This is a genomic window from Leptolyngbya sp. BL0902, from assembly GCF_016403105.1.
In the GTDB taxonomy this organism is placed as follows: Bacteria; Cyanobacteriota; Cyanobacteriia; order Phormidesmidales; family Phormidesmidaceae; genus Nodosilinea.
Genome location: NZ_CP046155.1, coordinates 2,210,218 through 2,233,473 on the forward strand (window position 1 = coordinate 2,210,218; position 23,256 = coordinate 2,233,473).

Sequence of the window (23,256 nt, forward strand, 5' to 3'; positions counted from 1 at the left end):
CACCCCTTCAGTACACTAATAGAGCATTGGGTTCGTACGAGGACTAAGCGCATGACGGCAGCGGCTCTTTGGCAACGCTACAAGGACTGGCTCTACTATCACGAGCGACTGGGCTTTTACCTCGACGTCAGTCGCATGGGGTTTGACGATGCCTTTGTGGCCAAGATGCAGCCCCGTTTTGCTAAAGCCTTTGAGGACATGGCGGCCCTGGAGGCCGGAGCCATCGCCAACCCCGACGAAAACCGCATGGTGGGCCACTACTGGCTGCGGAATGCTGATCTTGCCCCCACCCCAGAACTCAAGCAAGACATTCTAGACACCCTGTTTCACATTGAGCAGTTTGCCAGCCAGGTACGCACCGGGGGGATTTGCCCACCAGGGCAAGAGCACTTTACCGATGTCCTGTCCATCGGCATTGGCGGGTCAGCCTTGGGGCCACAGTTTGTAGCCCAAGCCCTAGGGCCAGATTTCCCGCCCCTCAAGATTCACTTTATTGACAACACCGATCCCGAAGGCATTGACCGCACCCTCGCCAAGCTGGAGGACGTGCTGCCCACCACGCTAGTCATCGTCACCTCCAAATCCGGCGGCACCCCCGAAACCCGCAACGGTATGTTGGAGGTGATGAATAAGTTTGCTGCCAAGGGGCTAGATTTCCCCAAGCAGGCGGTGGCCGTCACCGGGCGGGGGAGCCTCCTGGAAAACCAGGCTATCCAAGAGGGCTGGCTGGCCACCTTCCCCATGCGCGATTGGGTCGGGGGCCGTACCTCGGAACTGTCCGCTGTGGGTCTGCTGCCTGCGGCCCTGCAAAACATCAGCATTCGATCCATCCTGGGTGGGGCCAAGGAAATGGACATCGCCACCCGCGTGCCCGACCTGCGCCGCAACCCCGCCGCCCTGATTGCCCTCGCCTGGTATTACGCGGGCAACGGCAGGGGCGATAAGGACATGGTGGTATTGCCCTACAAAGACAGCCTGCTGCTGTTCAGCCGCTACCTCCAGCAGCTCGTGATGGAGTCCCTCGGCAAAGAAAAAGACCTCGACGGCAACGTGGTCTATCAGGGCATCGCCGTCTACGGCAACAAGGGTTCCACAGACCAACACGCCTACGTGCAGCAGCTTCGGGACGGTCTGCCCAGCTTCTTTGTCACCTTCATTGAGGTGATGAAGGATCGGGCTGGAGAATCCATCGAGCTAGAACCGGGCATCACCTCCGGCGATTATCTGTTTGGCTTTTTGCAGGGCACCCGCAAAGCCCTCTACGACAACGCCCGCGAATCCATCACCATCACCATTCCCGAAGTGAATGCCCACACCGTCGGGGCACTCATCGCTCTCTACGAGCGGGCCGTGGGGCTCTATGCCTCCCTGGTGAATATCAACGCCTACCACCAGCCGGGGGTAGAGGCCGGGAAAAAAGCCGCCGCTGAGGTATTAAAAGTGCAGACGGCTATTGTGGACACCCTGCGCCAAAGCGAGACCCCCCTCAGCCTGAAGGAACTGGCTGAAAACGCTGGTTATCCCGATGACATTGAAACCATCTACGCCCTCGTTCGCCACCTCCACTCCAACCAGCGCCAGGTGGTCATCCACGGTAATCCAGGCTATCCCGATGTGATCAAAATCGCCGCCATTGCCTAGCCTCAGTTCCCTGCCACCTCGCCCCTGAGTACCAATCCCCCCAAACTGAGGTGTGCTGATGCATCCCCTAACGCTGATGGAACGTCAGTCTGAGGGGCGTTTTGGTCTGGTCTAGGGGATGCACTGTGCCAATGATGGCGGCGGCGGGGTAGCCCTGCTGATGCAACTGCTCTAGGCAGGCGTTAGCTTGGTCGGCGGGTACGGCGGCGAGCAAGCCTCCAGCGGTTTGGGGATCAAACAGCAGGGGATAGGAGGGGTGGCGGGCGTAGTCGGCGGCGTGGGCGATGGACTGAGCGGCCTGTAGATTCTGGGCTTGTAGGGAACTGACGATTCCCTGGGCGAGGGTTTCGTGGGCACCGGGCAACAGGGGCAGGGCATCGAGATCAACGGTGGTGCTAACCGCTGAGGCATTGACCATCTCCAGCAGATGCCCCGCTAGGCCAAACCCCGTCACGTCCGTACAAGCGGTGGCTTGGTGCTGCCGAAAAATCTCGGCGGCGGCGCGATTGGGGGTGATCATGGCCTCAATTGCCGCCTCAATCCAGCGACCCTTGGCCCGTTTCTGCATGTCCGCTGCAAACAGGGTGCCCGTGCCCAGGGCTTGGGTCAGAATCAGCCGATTGCCCGCCTCCATCCCGCCCTTGCGGAGGAGGTGATCGGGATCCGCGACCCCGTTGCAGGCAAAGCCCAGGGCTAGGTTTGGGCCTTCTATCGTATGGCCACCAACGAGGGGGGTGCCTGTAACCTCTAACCCTGTGTAAATGCCGGACAGCAGGTGATAAAGGGTTTCCGTCTGGAGCTTCGGCGTGGCATAGGGCAGTTGCACCATAGCTAGTACGCTGTGGGGCTGGGCTCCCATGGCATCGAGGTCGCTGAGGCCATGCTTGAGGGCAATTTGGGCAAAGACGAAGGGATCGTCCACCAACGCCGGGAAGTAATCCACCGTGTGCACCATCACCCGACCGGGGGGGACGGCCATCACGGCAGCATCGTCGGGGGATTCTAGGCCAATCAGCAGGTCTTCTGGGGCGGTGGCAAGGTGAGGAAAATCCAGTCGGACACGACGGATAGCCTGGGAGAGGACGGTGCTGCCAATTTTGGAGCCGCAGCCGGAGCAGGGGAGTGGGGAGTGGGGAGTCGGGAGTGGGGAGTGGGGCGTCGGGAGTCGGAAGTGGGGCGTCGGGAGTGGGGGGGATTGGGGAGGGGAGGTCATGGCCGGGAAGTCGGTGAACAGGGCCATGAATTTGCGGTCGATGTGGTCTTTCCAGCGGCGGCAGAGGGGAGATTCCCAGGCAAGAGGGCCACGGGCGGCAATGGTGTTGCCATAGCCCACGTCGATGAGGTTCAGAAATTTCTGCTGGGGCCGAAAGGGTTGGAGGGGTTGGCCTTGCAAGAATCGGCGCAGGTTCTCGTAGAGCGGCTGGCCTTGGCGCACGGCAAACACGCCTGCCTTGGGGCGGGGATGGTTGACCATGGTGGCCACATCCCCAGCGGCAAAGATGTTGGGATGGGACAGGGTTTGCAGGGTGTCGCCCACTTGAATAAAGCCCTGAGTGTCTAGGGACAGACCGGAATCCTGGAGCCAGCTAGGGGCGGCGGCATTCGTCACCCAAAAAACGCGATCACACCCCACCGCTAATCCAGACTCGCTGTGGACAATGCTTTGTCCTGTCGCCTCATCCAGGGTGATGGCCGTCACGGCATCCTTCAGATGTACCTCAATGCCCCGCTCCTGGCAGATTTGCAGAATGCGGCGTCTTGTCCAGCGGTTGCGGCCCTCCGCCAGTTCAGATCCGCGATGGAAGAGGTGAAGGGTGGCCCTCACCCCCCGGCCCCCTCTCCCACGGGGAGAGGGGGAGCTAGAGTTTTCAACGTCCTTTTCCTGTGGGAAGAGGGATTTAGGGAGTGGGAGATCAGGGGAGTCGGGAGTCGGGAGTCGAGAGTCGGAAGGATCGTCAAAGTCCCTCTCCCTGGGGGAGAGGGATTTAGGGTGAGGGCCATCTAGGGAATCAGGCAACAAGCTTTCCAGAAATGTCGTTAGCCGAGCCTCCATGTTCAGGGTGAGTTCTACGCCGCCTACGCCGCCGCCGACAATGGCAATGGTGCGCGGCTGATCGGGCTGGGCCTGGATTTCCGCTAAAAAGTCCTGCCACTGGTGGAGGAGTTTGGGAACAGGTTTGGCGGGGATGGCGTAGTCTGAAGCACCGGGGACGGTGAAGGTGGCGGGGGTGCTGCCTGTGTTGATGGACAGCACATCAAAGGCGATGGGGGGATGGTGGGCGCAAAGCACCCGCTGATTGGCCAAATCCAGCCCCACGGCTCGATCCATCACCAGGCGGCAGTTCGCGAACCGGGTGAGGGGGCGCAGGTCGATGTGGGCTTCATCGAAGTCATACACTCCGGCCACATGGCTGGGCAGCATCCCGGAATAGGGGGTGTCTACCAGGTCGGTAATCAGGGTCAGCCGCACGCCGGGGAGGGGATTCATGCCCCACTTTCGCAAGACTAGGGCGTGGCTATGGCCGCCGCCCAGAAGCACGAGGTCGGTGGTAAGGGGCGTAGCTGGCATCATGGCTGACGTTACCCCAGCAGGTCTAGGAACGGTTGCTGAGCGAGTTGCATCGGTCGCTGAGGTATCGGTCGCTGTAGCATCGCAGGGTGTCCCTAGCGGCCAATGGCCTTGACCAGGAAAATGCCGCCAAAGTAGAGGAACAGCACGGCCCCGCCTAGCAAACTTTGGGTAACGGGGTCGGTCGATGGCGTGAGCACGGCCCCCAGCACAGCGGCCCCCAGCAGTACGTAGCGCCAGCCAGAGAGCATTTGCTTCGAGTTGACAATGCCCAACAGCCCCAGCAGCAGTTGCAAAACGGGAATTTGAAACGCCAGCCCCGTACTAAACAGCAGCAGCAGCACAAATTCAAAATAGCGGTCGATGGACCATAGCTGCTCCACCACGTCGGCCCCGTAGCTGATGAAAAAGTTGAGGGCGGCGGGAATGAGGGCGAAGTAGGCGAAGAACAATCCCGCAAAGAACAGGACGCTAGAACCCAGCACCATCGGCCCCACAAGGCGGCGTTCCCGACGGGTGAGACCGGGCAGCACAAACATCACCACTTGGTAGAGGATGAAGGGACTGGCGATAACTAGGCCGCTGTAGCCCGCCACCTTGAGGGAGACGAAGAAATATTCCCCCGGCGACAACTGGAGAAACTTAACCCCCTGGGCAGGAATTTCCAGCAAGCTAACGATGCGGTTGACCTGCCAGAAACAAGCCACAATGCCCACCAGCACCGCAATCAGCGAGTAGAAAATCCGCATCCGCAGTTCTTCCAAATGGTCGAACAGCGACATTTCCACATCGTAGGGCGCTTCGTCCAGGTCAGCCTCAGCAGTGGCCCCGTTGAGGCGGCTTTGCTGGGGAATGGCGGTGTCAAGATCGGTGGGCGGCGTCATGGCGGCGGCAATGTCCCAGGGAGAAAGGGGCGGTTACGGTGCGTTCTGTGCTTCTTTGGTGCTTTTTATTGTAGCGGGATGTTCCAAGGAACCTAGGGGAGTGCTAGACCAGGGCAACCCTGCTAGACAGCGATTTTTCCCTAGGGGGTAGCGAGTTCGGCGGCGTTGGAATTGGGGTTAAGCCGCAGGGTACGCACCGCCCCAGAGTTGCCCAGCACCACCGGATCCTCGCCGTTAAAGGAGAAGGACACGCCGCCCGCATTGCCTGTGGTAAAGACCAGGGAATTTTGGGCCGTCCAGGTTTCCTCATAGCCACTCTCGGAGGTGCCTTCGTAGACCGTGCGACCATCGGCCACCACACTCAACCAGGAGCGCTCAGTGAGTTGAACCGCCACCACAATGGGAGCCTCTAGGGCCACGGGTTCAGGCTCAGGTTCAGGCTCAGGAATCACGGGGGTTTCGGGTTCCGCTGGCGTGACTTCCTCGGTGGGCGCTTCAGCGGTTTGGGGGGCTTGGCCTCGGCCCAACACCATGCCAATGCCGCCACCAATCAGCAAAATGGCTCCCACCATCAGCAGCCAGAGGGGAAAGCCGCCCCGTCGATCCGGCAGCGGGGCCATCGGTGGCAGGGAAGTAGATAGAGGCGCGTTTTGCACCGTGGAGGTCGGAGCCTTAGCAGGTTGGGAAGCCGCCGCCATGGACGCTGCCGAGGGGACAGGCTCAGGGGCAGGAATCGGGGTAGGGGCAGGAATGGGCTCAGGGGCCACAACAGGCTTTTCGACGGTTGCGGGGGCGGGCGTTTGCACTACCGTGGGAGCCGGAGTGGACTGAGGCTGGGGCGCAGGTTTGGCCACCGGAGCAGGGGCCGCAACACCATAGCTCATCGCCGGAGTGGCCGCACTGGAGTCCGTCATCATGGGCGGCGGCGTCACCACAAATTCCTGGGAAATGGCCTTGCCATCTAGCCCTAGCGCCTCGGCATAGCGACGGATGAAGCCCTGGATAAAGACGGGCTCTGGGAGTTGATCCTCGCGCCCAGTTTCCAGGGCTTGCAGCAGGGCGGGGCGAATGAAGATTTGGTTAGCCAGGATGTCTAGGGACAGTCCTTGCTCTTGCCGCACTTGGCGGAGATAATCCCCGATGCGTTGCAGTTGCTCAACCTGGATAGGCGCTAAGTTTGCCACGCGACCTCACTGAACTCGGTGATGGTTAATGAATCTAAACGAAGTTATTTTAATGGATGGCGGCCAGGGATGGCGGGATTTGGCTAGCATTACCCCAGATTCTGCCCCTTCACCACCCCATGACCTCATATCTCACGCCCTAGGGGCAGGGCATCGCGATTCCCACCTAACGACCGCTTTTGCCCCCCTTGCGGCTAGGGGAAGAGCCGGAATCCATTGGCCCACGGGTGACGCCCAGCTTGCTTTCCAGCTTCAGGCTGCGCCAGAGTTGGGTGCCTGTGATGTGGCCGTCCAAAAGCTGCTGATATTGCTGAATGGTACGGCTGACCTGGGCCGGGGTTTCGTTGAGAAATTCTAGCCGCAGGGTGTGCGCCCCCAGGGAAATCAACCGCTGGGCGTATTCTGCCCCGGTTTGGGCCACGCCGTTGAACAGGGTATTGCGGCATCCGGCATCGGCCTGGAGGATGTGCTCGGTGCCCACCCGATCCCGCAGTTTCACCCCATGGCTTTCGCAGGGACGGCCACAGTCCCGAAAATCCTTGCCGTCAGACAAAAAGGCACAGAACACGCAGTGCTCCATGTGGAACATCGGCATGTGCTGATGCAGGGTGATCTCAAACCACTGGGGCGGGGCCGATTGCAGCAAATCCCCCAGTTGGTCGGCGTTGAGGTCGTAGGAGGCCGTCACCCGTTCCATGCCGTAGCGCTGGATGAAGTAATCCGCCGTGAGGGCGTTGGCCACGTTGAGGGAAAAATCCCCAACGCAGCGCTGATCGGCAAAGTAGGCCAGGTGATCGTAATTTCGCACCAGATAACCATCGGCCTCCGAGCGTTTCACCTGCTCCAAAATGTAGGTTTCGCGGGGCTTGGTGATGCGCGGCGGAGCCACCCACAGGGTTTGGTTTTTGTGGCGACGATTGGCCCGGAACCACTGCACTGTGGCGCGATAGGTGGCGGGGTTTTCCCATTCGCAGTAGATGGTGTCAATGCCGGACTCTAGGACGGCTTCGAGTTGAGCCTGGGTGCGGACGAGGACGGTGAGGGTTGGGGAATCGGGAATCGGGAGTCGGGAGTCGGGAGTCGGGTAGGGGCGGGGTTCCCCCGTCCCCAACGCATCGGGAGTCGGGAGTAAGTCCGTGAGCTTGGCTTGGGGCGAAAGTTGCCAGCGGCGGGGTTGGGCGCGTTGGGCATCCAGGGTTTCGACGATGGCGCGGCGGAGGCGGTTGAGTTCGCTGACGGGCAGCATGACGGAGCCGCTAAGTCGATTGTCGAGGGAACCTAGGCGGAAAGGAGTGTTGCCCAGTCGGCCCAACTGTTGTTCCAATCGTTCCGTGGTGAGGGGATTGGTTTCGGCAGCGACCAATGGCATGGCAGACTCCACCTGGGCGATGTGGCCGACCTCATCCTGGGCGGTCAACACCAAGGGGTGATCCACTTCCCCTTGAACGGTCACGGCAATGGGGCGCTGAAATTTGGGGGTATCTCCGGCGTAGGTTTGGCGCAGTTCCTTGTCTAGGGCAGGGTCGCTGGTCTTCCAGAGCCAATCTCCCACCCGAATGCGGTTGAAATTCACCGCCTGTCGGCCAAATTCTAGGGCCACCTCCTCGCCCTTAGGGATGACCTGGTAAATGCGGCCCCCTTCCTCCTGGGCGGCGGGCTTGCCTTGGTCAAACACCACGCCATCCCCGGCTTTTAGAGGCGCTTCGGGCGTTAGAAACACTCGCCCCCCAGCAATGCGGCTGACCCGACCGAGGTACACCCCCCGCTTTTTGCCAAACCGTCCGTGAACGAGCGCCTGGTTATCAATACCTTCAAACCAGCCCGTATACAGCCCACGGGAAAAGGCCATTTCCAACTGATAGCGATCCTCCGCATCAGCCTGCGCAAGATCCCCCCTGCCCCCCTTAGTAAGGGGGGAATGAGGCTGATTCAAAGTCCCCCTTACCAAGGGGGATTTAGGGGGATCCCCAGCCTTGGCCGCTCGTCCCTCAGTCTCTTGCCCCCGATCTAGCTGAATACTCCCTTGCTGGAATTCGTTAGTGATGCTAGAAAACGCCGCATCAATGGCGCGACGGTAAATGCGGGTGACGTTGGCCACATATTCCGGCGTTTTCAGGCGACCCTCAATTTTGAGGCAGTGAACCCCCACTTCGCCCAGGGCAGGCAGCACGTCCAACCCCGACAAATCCTGGGGACTGAGCAGGTATTGACGGTCGCCCAAATCCACCGTTTCGCCATCGGCAACCAGGTCGTAGGCCATGCGGCAGGCTTGGGCACATTCCCCCCGGTTCGCCGACCGTCCGCCCAGGGCTTCGCTCGTCAAACACTGGCCGGAATAGGCCACACACAGCGCCCCGTGAACAAACACTTCCAGGGGCATAGCGATGGCCTGATCCCGCAGGTGATCCTGAATGCTTTGGATGTCTTTGATGGAGCATTCCCGCGCCAGCACCACCAGTTGACAGCCCAATTCCTTCGCAAAGGCCACCCCCGCCGCACTGGTCACGGTCATCTGGGTAGAGGCATGGATGGGAAAATCCGGTGACAGGTGTCGAATCAGCCGACAGAGGCCCACATCCTGCACAATCACCGCATCCACCCCGGCGGCGATGATGGTTTTGAGGTACTGCTCCGCCTCCGCCAGTTCCGCCGGAAACACCAGGGTATTGAGGGTCACATAGCCCTTCACACCGCGACGGTGCAAAAAGGCCATCAAATCGGGCAGATCGGCCTCGGTAAAGTTTTCGGCCCGCATCCGCGCATTAAACCGATCTAGGCCAAAGTAAATGGCATCGGCCCCATTTTCCACCGCCGCCTTAGCGCAATCCCACTGCCCCGCCGGAGCCAGCAATTCCGGGCGTTTCAGAGGGATTTCAGAACGCTCTGGCGTAGGGATGTTGTCAGGGATCAATCCCGTCTGAGAAGCAGGGCTGGAGGCAGGATCGGTCGGCAGGGAAAGAGACATGGCAGCGTAGGACGGGCACGGCCCATCATTCAGAAACGTAGGGGGAAACAAGGCTCCCTCCCCAGTCTAGGGCTTCACCGCCAAGACCTGTACCACCGCACTACGGCCCCGGTGGCCAATGCCTTCGTGGATGTCCCGCTCCAGTTCTTGGCCAATTTTGAAGGTCAGCCCCGCTAGTTCTTGCTGAAGGGTGGGCCAGTCCATCATCAGGTCGGCGGTGGGTGGCCCTCCGGTTTTGAAGGTGAGCTGGGCCGGGGTGTAGGCTTCTAGCACGAATACCCCACCGGGCCGCAGCCCTTCTACCACTCGTTGATGTATCTGAGCGCGTAGGGGCGGGGGCAGATGGCAAAAGATGGAAACAATGCCGTCCCAACTTTGGGGCTGAATTTCAAACTCCGCCAGGTCGGCCACGAGGGTTTGCAGCGGGACGCCATGTTCTGCCGCCAGCCGTTGGGCCTTGGCAATACCGACTTCCGAGGCATCCACCGCAGTGACCCGATAGCCTTGCTGGGCCAGATACACTGCATTGCGCCCCTCGCCCTCGGCCAAACAGAGGATTTTGCCCCTGGGGATTTGCGGGCAAACCTGACGCACAAAGTCGTTGGGCTGTTTGCCGTAGAAGTAGTCCGGTCGGTTGTAGCGGTCGTCCCACATGGCGTTGACCTGGGTGGTGGCTGGGGGAAATCTCCTCAATCCTAGTAGATTTCCTGGGTGAGGAGCCGAAGGGTTGGGGACGGGGAGACCCCGCCCCTACGGTTGGAATTTAGATCGGGGCTACAGCTTGCGGACGCTGGCTTGGCCGTCTTTCACTTCGCCGATGAGAACTTCGGTGGCGAGGCCGACGAACAGGCCGTTATCCAACACGCCAGGGATGTTGTTGATGGTTTTTTCCAGGCCAGCGGGGTCGTCGATGGCGGTGAACTTGACATCCAAAATCATGTTGCCCTGGTCGGTGATGACGGGGCCATCTTTTTTGATGCCCATCCGCAGTTCGGGTTTGCCGCCGAGGGCTTCTAGGGCTTTGCTGACGGGGGTAACGGCCAGGGGCAGCACCTCCACGGGCAGAGCAAAGGTGGTGCCGAGTTTGTCCACCAGTTTGGAGCTATCCACCACCACGATGAATTCCTTAGCCAGCCCATCCACAATCTTTTCGCGGGTGTGAGCTGCGCCGCCGCCCTTCACCAGGTTCATGGTCGGGTCTACTTCGTCAGCCCCATCAATGGCGATGTCGATGCCGTCGATTTCGTCCAGGGTGGTGAGGGGAATGCCGTACTGCTTGGCCAGCACCGACGCCTGGAAGGAGGTGGGCACCCCTTTAATATTGCTGATTTCGCCCTTGGCCAGCCGCTCGCCAATGAACTGAATCGCAAAGGCCGTGGTAGACCCCGTACCCAGACCCACCACAGTATTGGACTGCACCCGCGCCGCCGCCTGCCGTCCCACTTCCTGCTTCATCAACTTCACAGGATCCATTTCTGCTGCCATGGGGTTCTCTCCTTCGGTTGTCTACCCAATATCGGTATCTAGCATGACCTAAACCGGGTTCTCTGCATAGCCTTCGGAGTTGCCCTCTCCCCAAACCCCTCTCCCAAGCTTAGGAGAGGGGCTTTGAGCGATTTGGGGACTCCCTTGATCGTGAGCAATTCTCTAGGGATGAGGGCCAAGCAATCGAGAGCACGGGCATAACCTGATCTGGGCTGATTTTCCTTCGCTTGAGCTTGCTAAGCTGCTGATAGGGCTGTTGATGGGAATGATCAACCCGTCATGCAGGGCAGATGGGCAATGGCCAGGGATAGTAGACCGCAATTGATGACACAATCCATGACGAAATCGGTAACGGAATCAGTATTTTTAGGAGCGCGTCCGGGGGCGTTGGCGGAGGCGGGCCATCAGCGGATTTGGCATTGGCGGGGCTGGCGGGTGCGCTATTGGTTTCATCCTGGCCCGTCGGGGGACTCAGAGGGTTCGTTAGATGCGAAGCGTTGCGCCAAGGCACCGATTTTGTTGATTCATGGCTTTGGGGCGAACCTCAACCAGTGGCGACATAACCTGCCCGTGTTGAGTGCGGTGGCTCCGGTCTATGCTATTGACCTACTGGGTTTTGGCGATGCCGAAAAGGCGGCGGCAAACTACGGGGCAACCCTGTGGGCCGAGCAGGGGGCGGATTTCATCCAACAGGTGATCGGCCAGCCCGTCAACTTGGTGGGGCATTCTCTGGGGGCGTTGGTGGCGTTGACGATGGCTCGCCGTCACCCTGATTGGGTACGGCAGTTGTTGATGGTTACGGTGCCCACCCCGGCCTCCCGTGAAGATTTGGTGGCGGACTGGGTGGCGGATTTGGCCCGCACGGTGGAGAGCCTGGTGGCGTCCCCGTTATTGCTGCGCCCCCTGTTCCGGGTGGTGCGGCGACGGAAATTTTTAGAACGGGCCTTGCGCGGCATTTACATCCACCCAGAAAAGGTAGACGAGGAACTGATCGACACCTTTGCCCTGCCGCCCCAACAGCGGGGCGCGGCCCGTACCCTGTGCTATTTGGTGAATGCCCGCAGCGACCCTGGCTTTAGCCCCTCGGTGAAGGGCATGCTGGCTAACCTCACCCAGCCCACGCTGATTTTGTGGGGTCAGCAGGATCGGGTGATTCCTTCCCGGTTGGCGGACGGTTTAGCGGATCTCAGCCCTCAAATTCAGCTTCAGTTTTTGCCCGATGTGGGTCACTGTCTCTACGACGAAGATCCCGACACGTTTAACCAGGTGGTGACGCAGTGGGCCACCTAGCGCCCGGTTTGGTTGAGCCGGATCGGCGCAGAGGATTTGGCCGAGTTGAGCGTTGGTGCTAGAGCCGGGGCAAGCTAGCGCAGGATGCGGGAGAGGGGCCGTAGGAAAGTGGCGAGGCGATTGTAGGCGGCTTGGATTTGCACCCCATCCACCACAACGGTTTGGGTGGGATAGTTTTGGAGCACCTCCAGCAGGGTGATTTCGTTGTCATCCAAGGCCGACAGCACCAGGGCCGAACGCAGTGCTTGCCGCCCAGCGTCTCCAGCCGGGGGGCGAATGGCCACTCCTACCTGATCCAGCATCCACTCCCCCACAAAGCTGTTGAGCACCCGATCCAGCGTCAACCCATCCACAGCAATGGGGCGGGTGATCACCTGCTGCAATTCCTGGGGATTTTGCCCGACTTGTCGGAGCAGCCCTCCCAGAGTGCCGGGAGCTTCCCCGGTTTCGGCCAGGGTTTCTAATTCTGAGATAGGCACCGTGCGGCCAAAACCCCGATAGGTGAGCAGCACTTCTTCAGCGGCCCAGGCCGAAGCCGCCATCACGGGTAGGGCGGCTAGGGTTAGCGCAAGGGTGAGCAGGGGTTTCATGGCTGTGTTCCAGTTGGTGATTTATGCAGGCCGTCATCCCCCCTGGGGTAGGGAAGATAATGACCTGAGCTTGAGCCCCAGGAGCCACGGCCTTAGCCCTAACTGCCTAAGCGGCCTCAAACTCGATGGGATATCCCACCTGTTCTACCCAGGGTAGGCCAAATTCGCCAAGCTGGGCCAGGAAGGGATCGGGATCGAACTGCTCCACATTCCACACCCCGGCACCACTCCACTTTCCGGTGAGCACCATGGCCGCTCCCAGCATGGCCGGAACGCCCGTGGTGTAGGACACGCCCTGGGCTCCGGTTTCTTGGTAGCAAGCGGCGTGGTGGCAGTTGTTGTAGATGAAATAGGTGCGCTCTTGGCCGTCCTTGAGGCCGCGAATTTGACAACCGATGGAGGTTTGGCCCGAATAGCCTTCGCCCAATGAAGCAGGTTCGGGCAACACGGCCTTGAGGAACTGGAGCGGCACGATTTCTTGGCCTTCGTAGAGGACGGGATCAATCCGGGTCATGCCGACGTTTTCTAGCACCCGCAGGTGGGTGAGGTAATTTTCGGAGAAGGTCATCCAAAACCGGGCGCGGCGCAGGCTGGGGAAGTTTTTGACCAGCGATTCCAGTTCTTCGTGGAAGAGCAGGTAGGATTCGCGGGGGCCAACGTCGGGATAGTTGACCGGGCGATGCACCGAGAGGGGATCGGTTTCGTGCCACTGGCCATTTTCCCAGTAGCGGCCCCGCTGGGTGATTTCGCGAATGTTGATTTCGGGGTTGAAGTTGGTGGCAAAGGCTTTGCCGTGGTCGCCTGCGTTGCAGTCCACAATGTCGAGGGTGTGCATTTCGTCGAAGTGGTGCTTGGCGGCGTAGGCGGTGAACACGCCCGTTACCCCCGGATCAAACCCGCAGCCCAGCACAGCGGTGAGGCCCCGCTCCTTGAAGCGGTCTTGGTAGGCCCACTGCCAGCTATATTCAAACTTGGCCACGTCGGGGGGTTCGTAGTTGGCGGTGTCGAGGTAGTGAACGCCCGCCTCTAGGCAGGCATCCATCAGGTGCAAATCTTGGTAGGGCAGGGCCACGTTAATCAAAATGGCGGGCTTAAAGGCGCGAATCAGCTCAACGGTTTCGGCCACGTTGTCGGCATCCACCTGGGCGGTAGACAGGCGGGGCGAGTTAATCCGGGCGGCAATGGCGTCAGCCTTGGCCTTGGTGCGGGTGGCCAATAGCACCTCCGAGAACACCGCCTCATTCTGTATACATTTGTGGGCCACCACATTGCCCACGCCGCCTGCCCCAATAATTAAAACGCGCTGTGCCGTCATTCCTGCTGTATCTCCTTCCAGGTTGTATGGAGGTAGCCCCTGGCAGATACAGTGTACTCGAAATGAATCCAGACCGTAGGCAGACCCAACGTCCTTGCCCAGCCAGAGATCTACGCCCCTCTCCAGCCTAACCCCGCCGACCTAACAACACCTTAAGCTGGGGTTAAGTCTTCGCCGATCTGGGCCAGATCCAGCTAGCGACGGGGCGCTTCTGTCCAGACAATTTGCCGCTCTTGGGGAGGCTTGTAGCCGCTGTATTCTTGGATTAGACGACTGGCCTGGGTGGGGTCAAAGTAGCGATCAAACTCGGCCTTGAGGCGGCCATGGGACAATCTGGCCGCCTCCACCGCTTGGTTTACCTGCTCTAGGCGATCCGCCTGGGCTTGGATGTAGGGCACCAGTTGGCTGAGGGCGGTGAGAGAGGCCACCGTTAACACGCCGTTTACCGCTAGGCGGGCGCTGAGTTCAAAGATGGGGGTGTGGCGGGCCAGTCGTCGGGCGAGGGGAGACGGGCGGCGGCGGCGCTGGGGCGGGCGCGGGGATCGGCGGGGCGAGGGGCGACGGGAAGGGGGCTGAAGCGGAGCGTGCATGGGCAAACCAGGGGACGCAGTGGAGGCCTGTGTAAGGTAGCCCCCATTATGGCGGAGAAAACGCTAAACGTTACGGTTATTTGTAAAAACCTGGGAAAGCAAGCCACTCACCACCAGGATAGAATCGGTGCAAGAGCAGAATTAGGGTTAGCCTGCTCTGCTCAATTTCAGTAAAATTACCGTATTCTAAAGGAAAGGTTTGAATCTGCCCCGCTACATCCATCACCGATTAAGTTGAGGATTAACCTGGGTTGGCCAAGCCGCCTTTGGGCGTAGCAACCGACGGCGTCGGCTCTCCCTTCCTGTCAACGATAGTATGCCCCGACAACTCATTATTGGCGATATTCACGGCCACTACGGCGGTCTGCAAGTTCTATGGCGGTTAATTGCGCCCACCGCCGCCGACCAGGTTTATTTTGTTGGCGATTTAATTGACCGGGGGCCGCGCAGTGCAGAGGTCGTGGAGTTTGTGCGGCACCACGCCGCTGGATGTGTGCGAGGCAACCACGAACAGCTCCTCATAGACGCCATGGGTAGCGGTGAGGAGGACGGCACCCGACTCTCCGCCCTAGAGGGCTGGCTTTACAGTGGCGGTCAAGCTACCCTCAACAGCTACGAAGCCCACCCCCACCTGCTGGAGGAGCACCTCGACTGGATCCGTAAGCTGCCCTCCTACCTGGACTTGGGCAATCTCTGGCTCGTCCATGCCGGGGTTAATCCGGCCCTTCCCCTCAGCCAGCAAACCCCCCACGATATGTGTTGGATTCGAGAGGTTTTCCATCGCAGTCCGCAGCCCTACTTTCCCAATAAGCTCATCATCACCGGGCACACTATCACGTTCACCTTTCCCTCCATTGCACCGGGGCAGGTGGTGGAAGGTAAGGGGTGGCTAGACATTGACACAGGCGTTTACCATCCCCGCAGTGGTTGGCTGACGGCCCTCGATTGGGACAACCAAATGGTCTATCAGGTCAATGTGTTCACCACCCAGCAGCGGGTGCGTCCCTACGCAGAAGCCGTCACCTACCTAGATCCATCCCTAGTGCGATCTCGGTCGAGGGGGCTGCCGGGTCGGCTCTCCCGCATCTCCCACTGAGGCTCGGCGGCATCTGGCGTTGAGGCCGCTTGTCTGAGCAGGAACTACTGAACCTGGGGATCGGCAGTAGGGGTGGTGCTGTCGAAGGGATCGGTCTGCCCCACCCAATCAAACTGGCTGAGGCGGAAACCTAGGAATCCGGTTTCGCGAGTGGGGCTGTATCGAAGGGTCAAACCGTAGGTGCGCCGCCGATATTCTAAGCTGAAGCTGGTGTCAATTTCTCGGCCTGTGCTGAGGTTGAAGGCAGTTTGAAACCCCATAAGAATCGGCCCATAGATCTGCTGGACAATGCCCCCCGACAGAATGCTGCGGTCTACCTGGCGGTCAAAGAGAAAGGGTGAGTCATCGCCGCCAATGAAGCCTTGGGCAAAGCCCAGATTGAATTGGGTGTAGTCGAAATAGTTGCGCGACAGGTGGCCCACTTGCCCCAGCAGCCGCACCCTGGCGTCTAAAGACTCCTGGGCATTGTTGCTGCTGTAGTAGGTAGCAACGCCCCTCAGCCCAGCGGTTAGGGCGAGGGAGGGGACGAGGGGGCGTGGGGAAAAGCGCAATCCCTCGGTGGCGGTACTGGGTTTGGCTTGGCCTTGCCACAGAAGAAAGCGGCGACTGAGATCCACCGCACCCTGGGCACGGAACAGGCTGGTAAGCCCCACAGCGGTACCGGGGCCGAGCAAGTCTTGGCGGTCGGTATTGGCGGTGACATACTGCCCCGAAAGTTGGTAGCTCAGATTGAAGCCCGTATCTCCCAAGGGGATGACCGGAGATTCGAGCAGCAGCCCCATGCTAGACTGCACGTTCTGAAAGCCCAAGGATCCATTAAACAGCCGATCCCGGTAGGTATATTCGGCACTTAGCCGATGGGTGCCCACCAACTGCTGTACCCGCAGGTTGGCCCGAACGCGGCTAGTAAAGTTATCCAGGTCTAGTCCTGACAGGCTAACCAAACCCAAGGCCGTGGTGCGTGGCCCCAGATTGCCCCTAGCCCTAGTGACTAGCCCCACATTGGCTGGGTCTAGCAGATTGCCACCCGACTCGCCTAGCCAGCGAGAAAGGTAGAACTGAGGCGCAACCGACACCTGAAATCTCCCTACCTCCAGGGCGGGGAACTCTCGATCTATAAACAGACCATCTCGATCTCGGTTGTCGTAGCCCAGGTTAATCAACAGGGGATTGAGGAAATTAGCGGGCAATTCGCCATTCTGGAACTGGTAGCAGGGGCGCACCAGGGGCAGGCTAAGCCGTTGGTCAAAGACGAGCCTAGGGTTCTCAATGCACAGCTCGTCTTCATTGTCGGAGCGGGGGGCAAAGCTGACCCGATTGCCGCGCAGTTCCAGTTCTGGGGGCGAAAAGGGATCATTGGTGAGACGGAGGTTTTCGCCGTACCAGCCATCGGCATCAAAGGAAAGCTGGCTGGCTTCAAAGCGGATTCGCCCGGTGCCAGGGCGCTCGGCCCCAAACATCGTTGTTGCCGGATTGAGGGAAAAGGAAATCCCACCTGGGCTGGTGACTTGGGAAATTGACCCCTGCCCCTGTATCCGATCTTCTATGGGATTCGCTGAGTCAGTGGATAGATCGTTGGGAAAGGCAGTTGAGAAGTCGTCGGCCAGGGTCGCAATTTCGAGGGAACCTCGCGCTTGGGTCAGGCTTCCAGCCCCTTGCAGCAAATTGTAGGTGGCGGTATCTCCCTCAACCACCTGGCGGTTGCGGCTTAAAAAAACATCCCCCTCCGCTCGCAGGTAGCGGTTATTGAGGTTGATCCAAATTCGTTCCGCCGCAATTTGATCGGCCCCAAACTGCACCAGCACATTGCCATTAGCTGTTACCACCTGGCGCGGCACATCGAGGGCCTGCTGATCCGCCAAAATACGGACGAAAGGGATATCTGCTGGCAGTGGCCGATCAGAATCTTCTGCCTCTGGATCATCTAAACCATCACCAGACTCAGGACTATCAGACTCAGGACTATCAGACTCAGGATTCCCAGGTTCAGAACTACCGAACTCAGGATTCTCAGGCTCAGGACTATCGGACTCAGGATTCTCAGGTTCAGGACTACCGAACTCAGGATTCTCAGGCTCAGGACTATCGGACTCAGGACGGCCAGGTTCAGGATCATCCGGTTCAGGGCTACCGGACTCAGGCCGTTCAGATTCAGATGGGCTCACCTCAAGGCTCTCGGCGATAGCATCGTCTATCCCTAGGGCATACTCCTCAACGGATTGATCTACCCACATCGTTGAGACAAGGGCCGGGGGATCTGTGGCCTGGGATCCAGCCATGGGAGGCAAATCCAACGGAATCAGGGGTAGGGGCATGGGCTAGGAAACCACCGCAAAAACAAAGCCCGACAAGCGGGCTCTAAGCTATGAGATAGGTTAACCCAATCGAGAGTTCCTTCTACCCCATCAGCGCCTCAGAAACCTCAAGACCATCGAGGGATCGACTGCCGACACCCCGTGAGCCCTTGCGATTCCTCAGGTTATGGCCTTACTCAAGGTCTTGGCGACCGGGGTTGCGGGAGGGGTCGCCGCTGAGGAAGCCAAATACAAACAGCGCCACGAAGAAGGTGACAACCAGGTAAACCACAATTTTTAGAGTCAGCATGATTTTAAGTCTCCAAACAGCCAGCTAGAACAGCCCCAGGTCATCCCATTGGGCCTCTCAACCGCTCTGCCGCAACCCTAAGTCGCACACAGAACTTAACTTGGGTCTATCATACGCCAAATCTTCCCTCGCCCAAAGCAAGGCCCAAAAGTGAAAATTTCGCCCCAGAATTGGCTGCAACCATGGCCTAGCCTAGGATGGGCGTTTTTGGGGTTGAGGTTCGGTGTCCAGGATCCATCGGCCCTAGGCTGAACGCCCCCGCAGCCATTGCCAAGCCCGTTGCAGCCAGGTCTCGGCCTGGTGAAGTAGGGCATCGAGCCAGCGCAACACCACCACCAGGGGATGATCCACATAGTGGACGAGGGCAACCTGGGCCTCAATGGCATCGTTTCCGGGCAAGCCCTTTAGGTCAGCACCTTCGCCCCCAGTGTTGCCCCAGCCCAGAGTAGGTGAAGTGGTGTCGTCAAAACCGCCCGCCCAGCGATCACCGTTGCGATGCCCTGCCCAATTGGCCCTAGCTACCGTGCCATCTTCGTTAAGGTAGGTGACGACCTCGCGGGTCGCCCAGGGTTGGGTGGCCACAGCGGACGATCCGGCCACCACCAATGCCTCGGCTTCAGCATGACCGAGGCGACGGCAATCATGGGATGGAGCCCAGGCCGAAACCCCGTAGGGCACCGGAATGGATGGGTAAGGGTTCATCGCTAACGCCGCACCCCAATCAGACGTCGCCCCTAGCTGTGGAAAGTCCGATGAGACAGGTTGCCCTGGGCTGGCCATAGCCCGTTCCCACCAAGCTACGACCCCCTGGTTTTCCCATTGTGCCGCTTGGGCTTCACCAAATAGGTTGGTCACTTGGGCGAGGGGGCTGGCCTGCATCCAGGCAAGGGCTTGGTTGGCCCAGCGCACCGGAAGCCATTGATTCTCAGTTGCCTGGGGTAGAGGAAGACCGGGAGACCGAAGCCGTCGGTTGTGGCCCTGCCGCCGACACCAGCCTGCATATTCTGCCATCAGCAGGGTAATGGCTCGCTGAAGGTGTTCTCGCTGGAGGTCGGTGAGGCCGTTGAAAATGACGTTATTGGCCGTGACGAGCACCAAGTGACGGGTAGCCAAATCTGACGCCAAGCCGCACACCGGAGTTGACAACGGCACTATTGACCACGGATCGGCCACAATCACGCTATCTACACGGGCCTGACGCAACAGGTCGCCAACGGCATTTTCAGGGAGATTCTCTGGATACAAGCCCCCAGCCTCCCGCACCGTTAGGGGTTGGGTCAGGGAAAGCAGCGCTCGAATCGGGGCATCCGCTGTCAGGGTTGGCGGTACGGCTGGCTCACCCGTTAGCAAGGCCACCACCTGTTGCCAAGGCTTTGTCGTTTCCAGGGTGCGGGCCGCAGAGCGCACCCCCTGAAACGCCACATACAGGGGGAACGCAATCACCTGAACGCCCCACAGCAGCACCGTTTTTCCCTGACGCAGCAAACGTTCGGCACCGTGGGCCATCTGTCGGTACCCGGCCAACAAACGGGACACGGTCTGGCTTTGAAACGGGCGCGACGAAGAAGCCATAGCGTTGCCGACTCTGCGTACACTGAAGACTGCCCTGATCATACCGGAGCCATGTCCCTCTCTCACGATTCTTCAGCTACCCCATCCCAGATTGACCGCACTGTGGAGAAGCTCCGTGGCCTCAGCCAGCAGACGGTACAAGCGACCTGGCATGTCCGCAGGGGCGGGGTTTCCTCTCCCACGGACACCGAGGGTAAACCAGCCGAACTTGGCATGGGCAGGATGGAATGGTTGCCGGGGGAGGTGAATGGACGGGGGCATATTGCCTGGGAGCGAGGGCGGCGGGGGTTGGAGCTGTCTCAGCGGTTTACCTGGCCAGAGAATTTGGGCGGCTATCCGCTGGCGGGCTTGTCGGCCAAACTGGCGCTGCGGTGGTGGGCGGAGCTGGCGGAAATCTACGTTAATGGCAAACTGGCCCACACGGGAGATATTTTTGACTGCTGGACAAGGGTGGATCTGACGGCAGCGGTAAACCCCGGCGAATCGGTGGAGGTGACGCTGAAACTCCTTAGCCCTGGCCATGATGAGGGGGCGTTGGTGAAGTCGGAACTGATGTTTGAATCCCAGGATGAAGCCAACCCAGAGCCCGCCTTTGTGGCCGACGAATTGGCGGTACTGACGACCTATCTAAAACAGTTCGCGCCGGAAAAACTGGGCATTCTGGAAGATGCTCTGGCGAACATTGCTTGGGATCAGGTCGGTGATGCGCCTCAATTTCACCAGTCCCTCAACCAAATGCGGGAGGCGCTGAGCCCGTTCACCCCCTGGCTGAAGCAGCGCACGGTGCATTGTGTGGGCCACGCTCACCTCGATCTGGCTTGGCTGTGGCCTGTGGCCGAAACCTGGGACGCCGCCCAGCGCACCTTCGAGTCTGTCCTCAAATTACAAAAAGACTTTCCCGAACTGACGTTTACCCATTCCACCCCGGCCCTGTTTGCGTGGATTGAGGAACACCGTCCCGACCTGTTTGCCGAGATGCAGACTCAGGTGCAGGCCGGACGCTGGGCCATTGATGCGGGGCTGTGGGTAGAGCCCGATTTGAACCTTCCCGGTGGGGAAGCCCTAGTGCGGCAAATTCTCTACGGCCAGCGCTACTGTGCCGAAAAATTTGGCACCGTCAGCGCCCTGGCTTGGCTACCCGATACCTTTGGCTTTTCCTGGCAGTTGCCGCAATTACTGACCCAGGGCGGCGTCCGCTACTTTGCCACCCAAAAACTACGCTGGAATGACAGCAACCCCTTTCCCCACGATCTCTTTGTTTGGCAGGGGCTAGACGGTACTCCCATCACCGCCGTTACCCTGCCCCCCATTGGCACGGATATCGAGGCCCCAGAAATTGCCCAATACGCCGCCCAATGGGAGGCCAATACCGGGTTTCAGGATGCCCTCTGGCTCCCTGGCGTGGGCGATCATGGCGGTGGCCCCACCCGCGATATGCTGCTCAAAACCCGCCGCTGGGCCAAATCCCCCCTCTTTCCCACCCTCACCTTCGGCCACGCCCAACCGCTGCTAGATTCCTTGCTCACCACTTCCACAGACGTAACTCCCCCATCCTCCCCTCTCCCCATCCCCCCATCCCCCACGCTCCCCACCTGGAACGACGAACTCTACCTCGAACTTCACCGGGGCTGCTACACCACCCACGGCGACCAAAAACAGTACAACCGCCGCTGCGAAGACATTCTTTTTCAGGCAGAACTGTGGAGCACCATCGCCCACATCCTGACGAAATGCCCTTATCCCAAAGCCGAGCTAGAAACGGCCTGGAAACAGGTACTTTTCAATCAATTTCACGATATTTTGCCTGGATCTTCCATTCCCGAAGTATTTGCCGATGCCAACGAAACTTGGCAAGCTGCGTTGGAAACAGGACAGCGGATTCTCGCGAAGGGGTTGGAAACCATTGCCCAAGCCATCACCCTACCGACCGCCCCCGATGCCCAAGCCCTTCCCGTCGTGCTGTTCAACCCCCTCAACTGGGAACGGGACGAGGTGGCCAAGATTCCTTTACCAAGCGCATGGGCAGATCACCAACACTGGCAAGCCCTAGACAGCACGGGGCAGGAACTTCTGACGCAGTGGAGCGGCCCTCAGTCCCTCAGTCTTTCTCTCCTCCAGGCAGCAAAAGAGGCAGGGGCAGCCAAGCTAGCCCTGCTAGCTCCCCTCTCTTCCCCGGAAGAGGGGTTGGGAGTGAGGGCCAAAGTCTTAGTGACGGTCTCCAGGATTCCCTCCGTTGGCTATCGGGTCATTTGGTTAAAACCTATCACCGCCGACCTCCCATCTCCCCACTCCCCACTCCCCACTCCCTCAAATTGGATTCTTGAAAACCTGCACCTCCGCGCCACCCTGGATGCCAAAACCGGAGAAATCGCCAGCCTGATTCACAAAGCCACAGGCACAGAAACCTTCAGCGCGACCGGGAATCAGCTTCAGGCATTTAAGGATGCCGGACAGTATTGGGACGCCTGGAACATTGCCCCAGATTATCAAGATCATCCCCTCGATGGGTTCTGCCTGGAATTGATGCAGTGGGCGGAGAACGGCCCCTGTCGGCAGGTAATTCGAGTGGTGAAAACCTTTAATCAGTCCACCTTTGTCCAGGACTACGTTTTGGATGCCACCTCGCCCCACCTCATGATTCGGACGACCGTGGATTGGCAGGAAACCCAGGTGTTGGTGAAGGCAGCATTTCCGTTGACGGTATCGGCAGATCAGGCCACCTACGAAATTCCCTTTGGGGCCATCCAGCGCTCAACCCATCCCCAAAGGCCGGAGGAACGGGCGAAGTGGGAAGTCCCGGCCCTGCGCTGGGCGGATATGAGTCAACGGGATGAAGCGGGGCAGAGTCGAGGCGTGAGCATCCTTACGGACTATAAGCACGGCTTTGATGCCACCCCCAATCAACTCCGGCTGACCTTACTAAAAGCGCCCCTCTGGCCCGACCCCACCGCCGACCGAGGGCAGCAGACCTTTACCTACGCCATCTATCCCCATGCCGGAAGCTGGCAGGAATCCAAGACCGTGCGGCAGGCGCGTAATCTGAATATGCCCGTGCTGCCATGGTTTCCGCCTCAAGATGTGGCGATGGACAATCGGCCATGCCAACCATTGGCTGAGACACAAAACTGTGCTGGTGCCGAAAACTGCCCTGAAACGGGAAGCTTTTTGCACGTCGGGGAGACCACCTGGGTACTGTCGGCCTTGAAGGTCGCGGAGGATCAGAACCATCAGGTCATCCTGCGCGGCTACGAAAGCGCTGGAATCGCCGCCCAGTTTTCCCTAGCTGGAATTTTGGCAGATCTGCCGATGGCAACCACGAACCTGCTAGAGCAGCCGATCAACGGTGCCCCAACGCCTGATCAGCCTGAACCCATCGCGGTGAGGCCATGGCAGGTGATCAGCCTGATCTTGGCGCAACCGTCTCCATCGCCCCTGCCCAATTAGGCTACGTCGGCTACGGTAGAGCAGGTA

General features: G+C 59.6%; 16 protein-coding genes. 4 read left to right on the forward strand and 12 right to left on the reverse strand.

The window, feature by feature from the left end; translation table 11 throughout:
• Nucleotides 1-51: 51 nt before the first annotated feature.
• Nucleotides 52-1,641 carry a glucose-6-phosphate isomerase gene (locus GFS31_RS09860; RefSeq protein ID WP_198804681.1) on the forward strand — a complete coding sequence of 530 codons (1,590 nt, stop codon included), beginning with the start codon at nt 52-54 and terminating at the stop codon, nt 1,639-1,641.
• Nucleotides 1,642-1,708: 67 nt separating this feature from the next.
• On the opposite strand, the gene selD is transcribed toward GFS31_RS09860, so the two are convergent.
• The 6 genes from selD to rpiA all read right to left on the reverse strand — a co-directional run bounded on the left by selD (nt 1,709) and on the right by rpiA (nt 10,728).
• Complete coding sequence (gene selD, locus GFS31_RS09865; protein WP_198804682.1) at nt 1,709-4,213, reverse strand: selenide, water dikinase SelD; 2,505 nt, start codon at nt 4,211-4,213, stop codon at nt 1,709-1,711.
• 92 nt (nt 4,214-4,305) lie between these two features.
• Entirely contained in the window at nt 4,306-5,094 is a 789-nt protein-coding gene (gene tatC / locus GFS31_RS09870) for a twin-arginine translocase subunit TatC (RefSeq protein WP_198804683.1), read from the reverse strand.
• A 140-nt stretch (nt 5,095-5,234) separates the two neighbouring features.
• On the reverse strand, nt 5,235-6,278 hold the full coding sequence (locus tag GFS31_RS09875; RefSeq protein ID WP_198804684.1) for a helix-turn-helix domain-containing protein: 1,044 nt from the start codon (nt 6,276-6,278) through the stop codon (nt 5,235-5,237).
• A gap of 166 nt (nt 6,279-6,444) precedes the next feature.
• On the reverse strand, nt 6,445-9,243 hold the full coding sequence (locus GFS31_RS09880) for a U32 family peptidase (RefSeq protein ID WP_198804685.1): 2,799 nt from the start codon (nt 9,241-9,243) through the stop codon (nt 6,445-6,447).
• A gap of 66 nt (nt 9,244-9,309) precedes the next feature.
• Nucleotides 9,310-9,936 (reverse strand): class I SAM-dependent methyltransferase, encoded by a 627-nt coding sequence (locus tag GFS31_RS09885; protein WP_263974823.1) that lies wholly within the window; start codon nt 9,934-9,936, stop codon nt 9,310-9,312.
• A gap of 81 nt (nt 9,937-10,017) precedes the next feature.
• The gene (rpiA, locus tag GFS31_RS09890) at nt 10,018-10,728 is read right to left on the reverse strand and encodes a ribose-5-phosphate isomerase RpiA (RefSeq protein WP_225907363.1); all 711 of its coding nucleotides are present in this window, start codon (nt 10,726-10,728) and stop codon (nt 10,018-10,020) included.
• A gap of 336 nt (nt 10,729-11,064) precedes the next feature.
• On the opposite strand from rpiA, the gene GFS31_RS09895 reads away from it, so the two are divergent.
• A complete protein-coding gene (locus GFS31_RS09895) occupies nt 11,065-12,018 on the forward strand; it encodes an alpha/beta fold hydrolase (RefSeq protein ID WP_198804686.1) in 954 nt (317 codons plus the stop codon).
• Nucleotides 12,019-12,092: 74 nt separating this feature from the next.
• Here GFS31_RS09895 and GFS31_RS09900 read toward each other — a convergent pair whose 3' ends face one another.
• From GFS31_RS09900 to GFS31_RS09910, 3 genes are all read right to left on the reverse strand, one after another.
• Entirely contained in the window at nt 12,093-12,608 is a 516-nt protein-coding gene (locus GFS31_RS09900; RefSeq protein WP_198804687.1) for an alpha/beta hydrolase, read from the reverse strand.
• 106 nt (nt 12,609-12,714) lie between these two features.
• The gene (locus tag GFS31_RS09905; RefSeq protein WP_198804688.1) at nt 12,715-13,923 is read right to left on the reverse strand and encodes a saccharopine dehydrogenase family protein; all 1,209 of its coding nucleotides are present in this window, start codon (nt 13,921-13,923) and stop codon (nt 12,715-12,717) included.
• 194 nt (nt 13,924-14,117) lie between these two features.
• Nucleotides 14,118-14,513: a hypothetical protein gene (locus GFS31_RS09910; protein ID WP_198804689.1), complete on the reverse strand. Its 396-nt coding sequence runs from the start codon at nt 14,511-14,513 to the stop codon at nt 14,118-14,120.
• Nucleotides 14,514-14,829: 316 nt separating this feature from the next.
• On the opposite strand from GFS31_RS09910, the gene GFS31_RS09915 reads away from it, so the two are divergent.
• Nucleotides 14,830-15,609 carry a metallophosphoesterase family protein gene (locus tag GFS31_RS09915; RefSeq protein WP_198804690.1) on the forward strand — a complete coding sequence of 260 codons (780 nt, stop codon included), beginning with the start codon at nt 14,830-14,832 and terminating at the stop codon, nt 15,607-15,609.
• 44 nt (nt 15,610-15,653) lie between these two features.
• On the opposite strand, the gene GFS31_RS09920 is transcribed toward GFS31_RS09915, so the two are convergent.
• From GFS31_RS09920 to GFS31_RS09930, 3 genes are all read right to left on the reverse strand, one after another.
• Nucleotides 15,654-17,924 (reverse strand): DUF3769 domain-containing protein, encoded by a 2,271-nt coding sequence (locus GFS31_RS09920; protein WP_198804691.1) that lies wholly within the window; start codon nt 17,922-17,924, stop codon nt 15,654-15,656.
• 172 nt (nt 17,925-18,096) lie between these two features.
• The gene (locus GFS31_RS09925) at nt 18,097-18,213 is read right to left on the reverse strand and encodes a photosystem II reaction center protein I (RefSeq protein WP_198804692.1); all 117 of its coding nucleotides are present in this window, start codon (nt 18,211-18,213) and stop codon (nt 18,097-18,099) included.
• A 243-nt stretch (nt 18,214-18,456) separates the two neighbouring features.
• Nucleotides 18,457-19,785 carry a hypothetical protein gene (locus GFS31_RS09930; RefSeq protein WP_198804693.1) on the reverse strand — a complete coding sequence of 443 codons (1,329 nt, stop codon included), beginning with the start codon at nt 19,783-19,785 and terminating at the stop codon, nt 18,457-18,459.
• A gap of 51 nt (nt 19,786-19,836) precedes the next feature.
• On the opposite strand from GFS31_RS09930, the gene GFS31_RS09935 reads away from it, so the two are divergent.
• Complete coding sequence (locus GFS31_RS09935; protein WP_198804694.1) at nt 19,837-23,229, forward strand: alpha-mannosidase; 3,393 nt, start codon at nt 19,837-19,839, stop codon at nt 23,227-23,229.
• Nucleotides 23,230-23,256 lie beyond the last annotated feature (27 nt).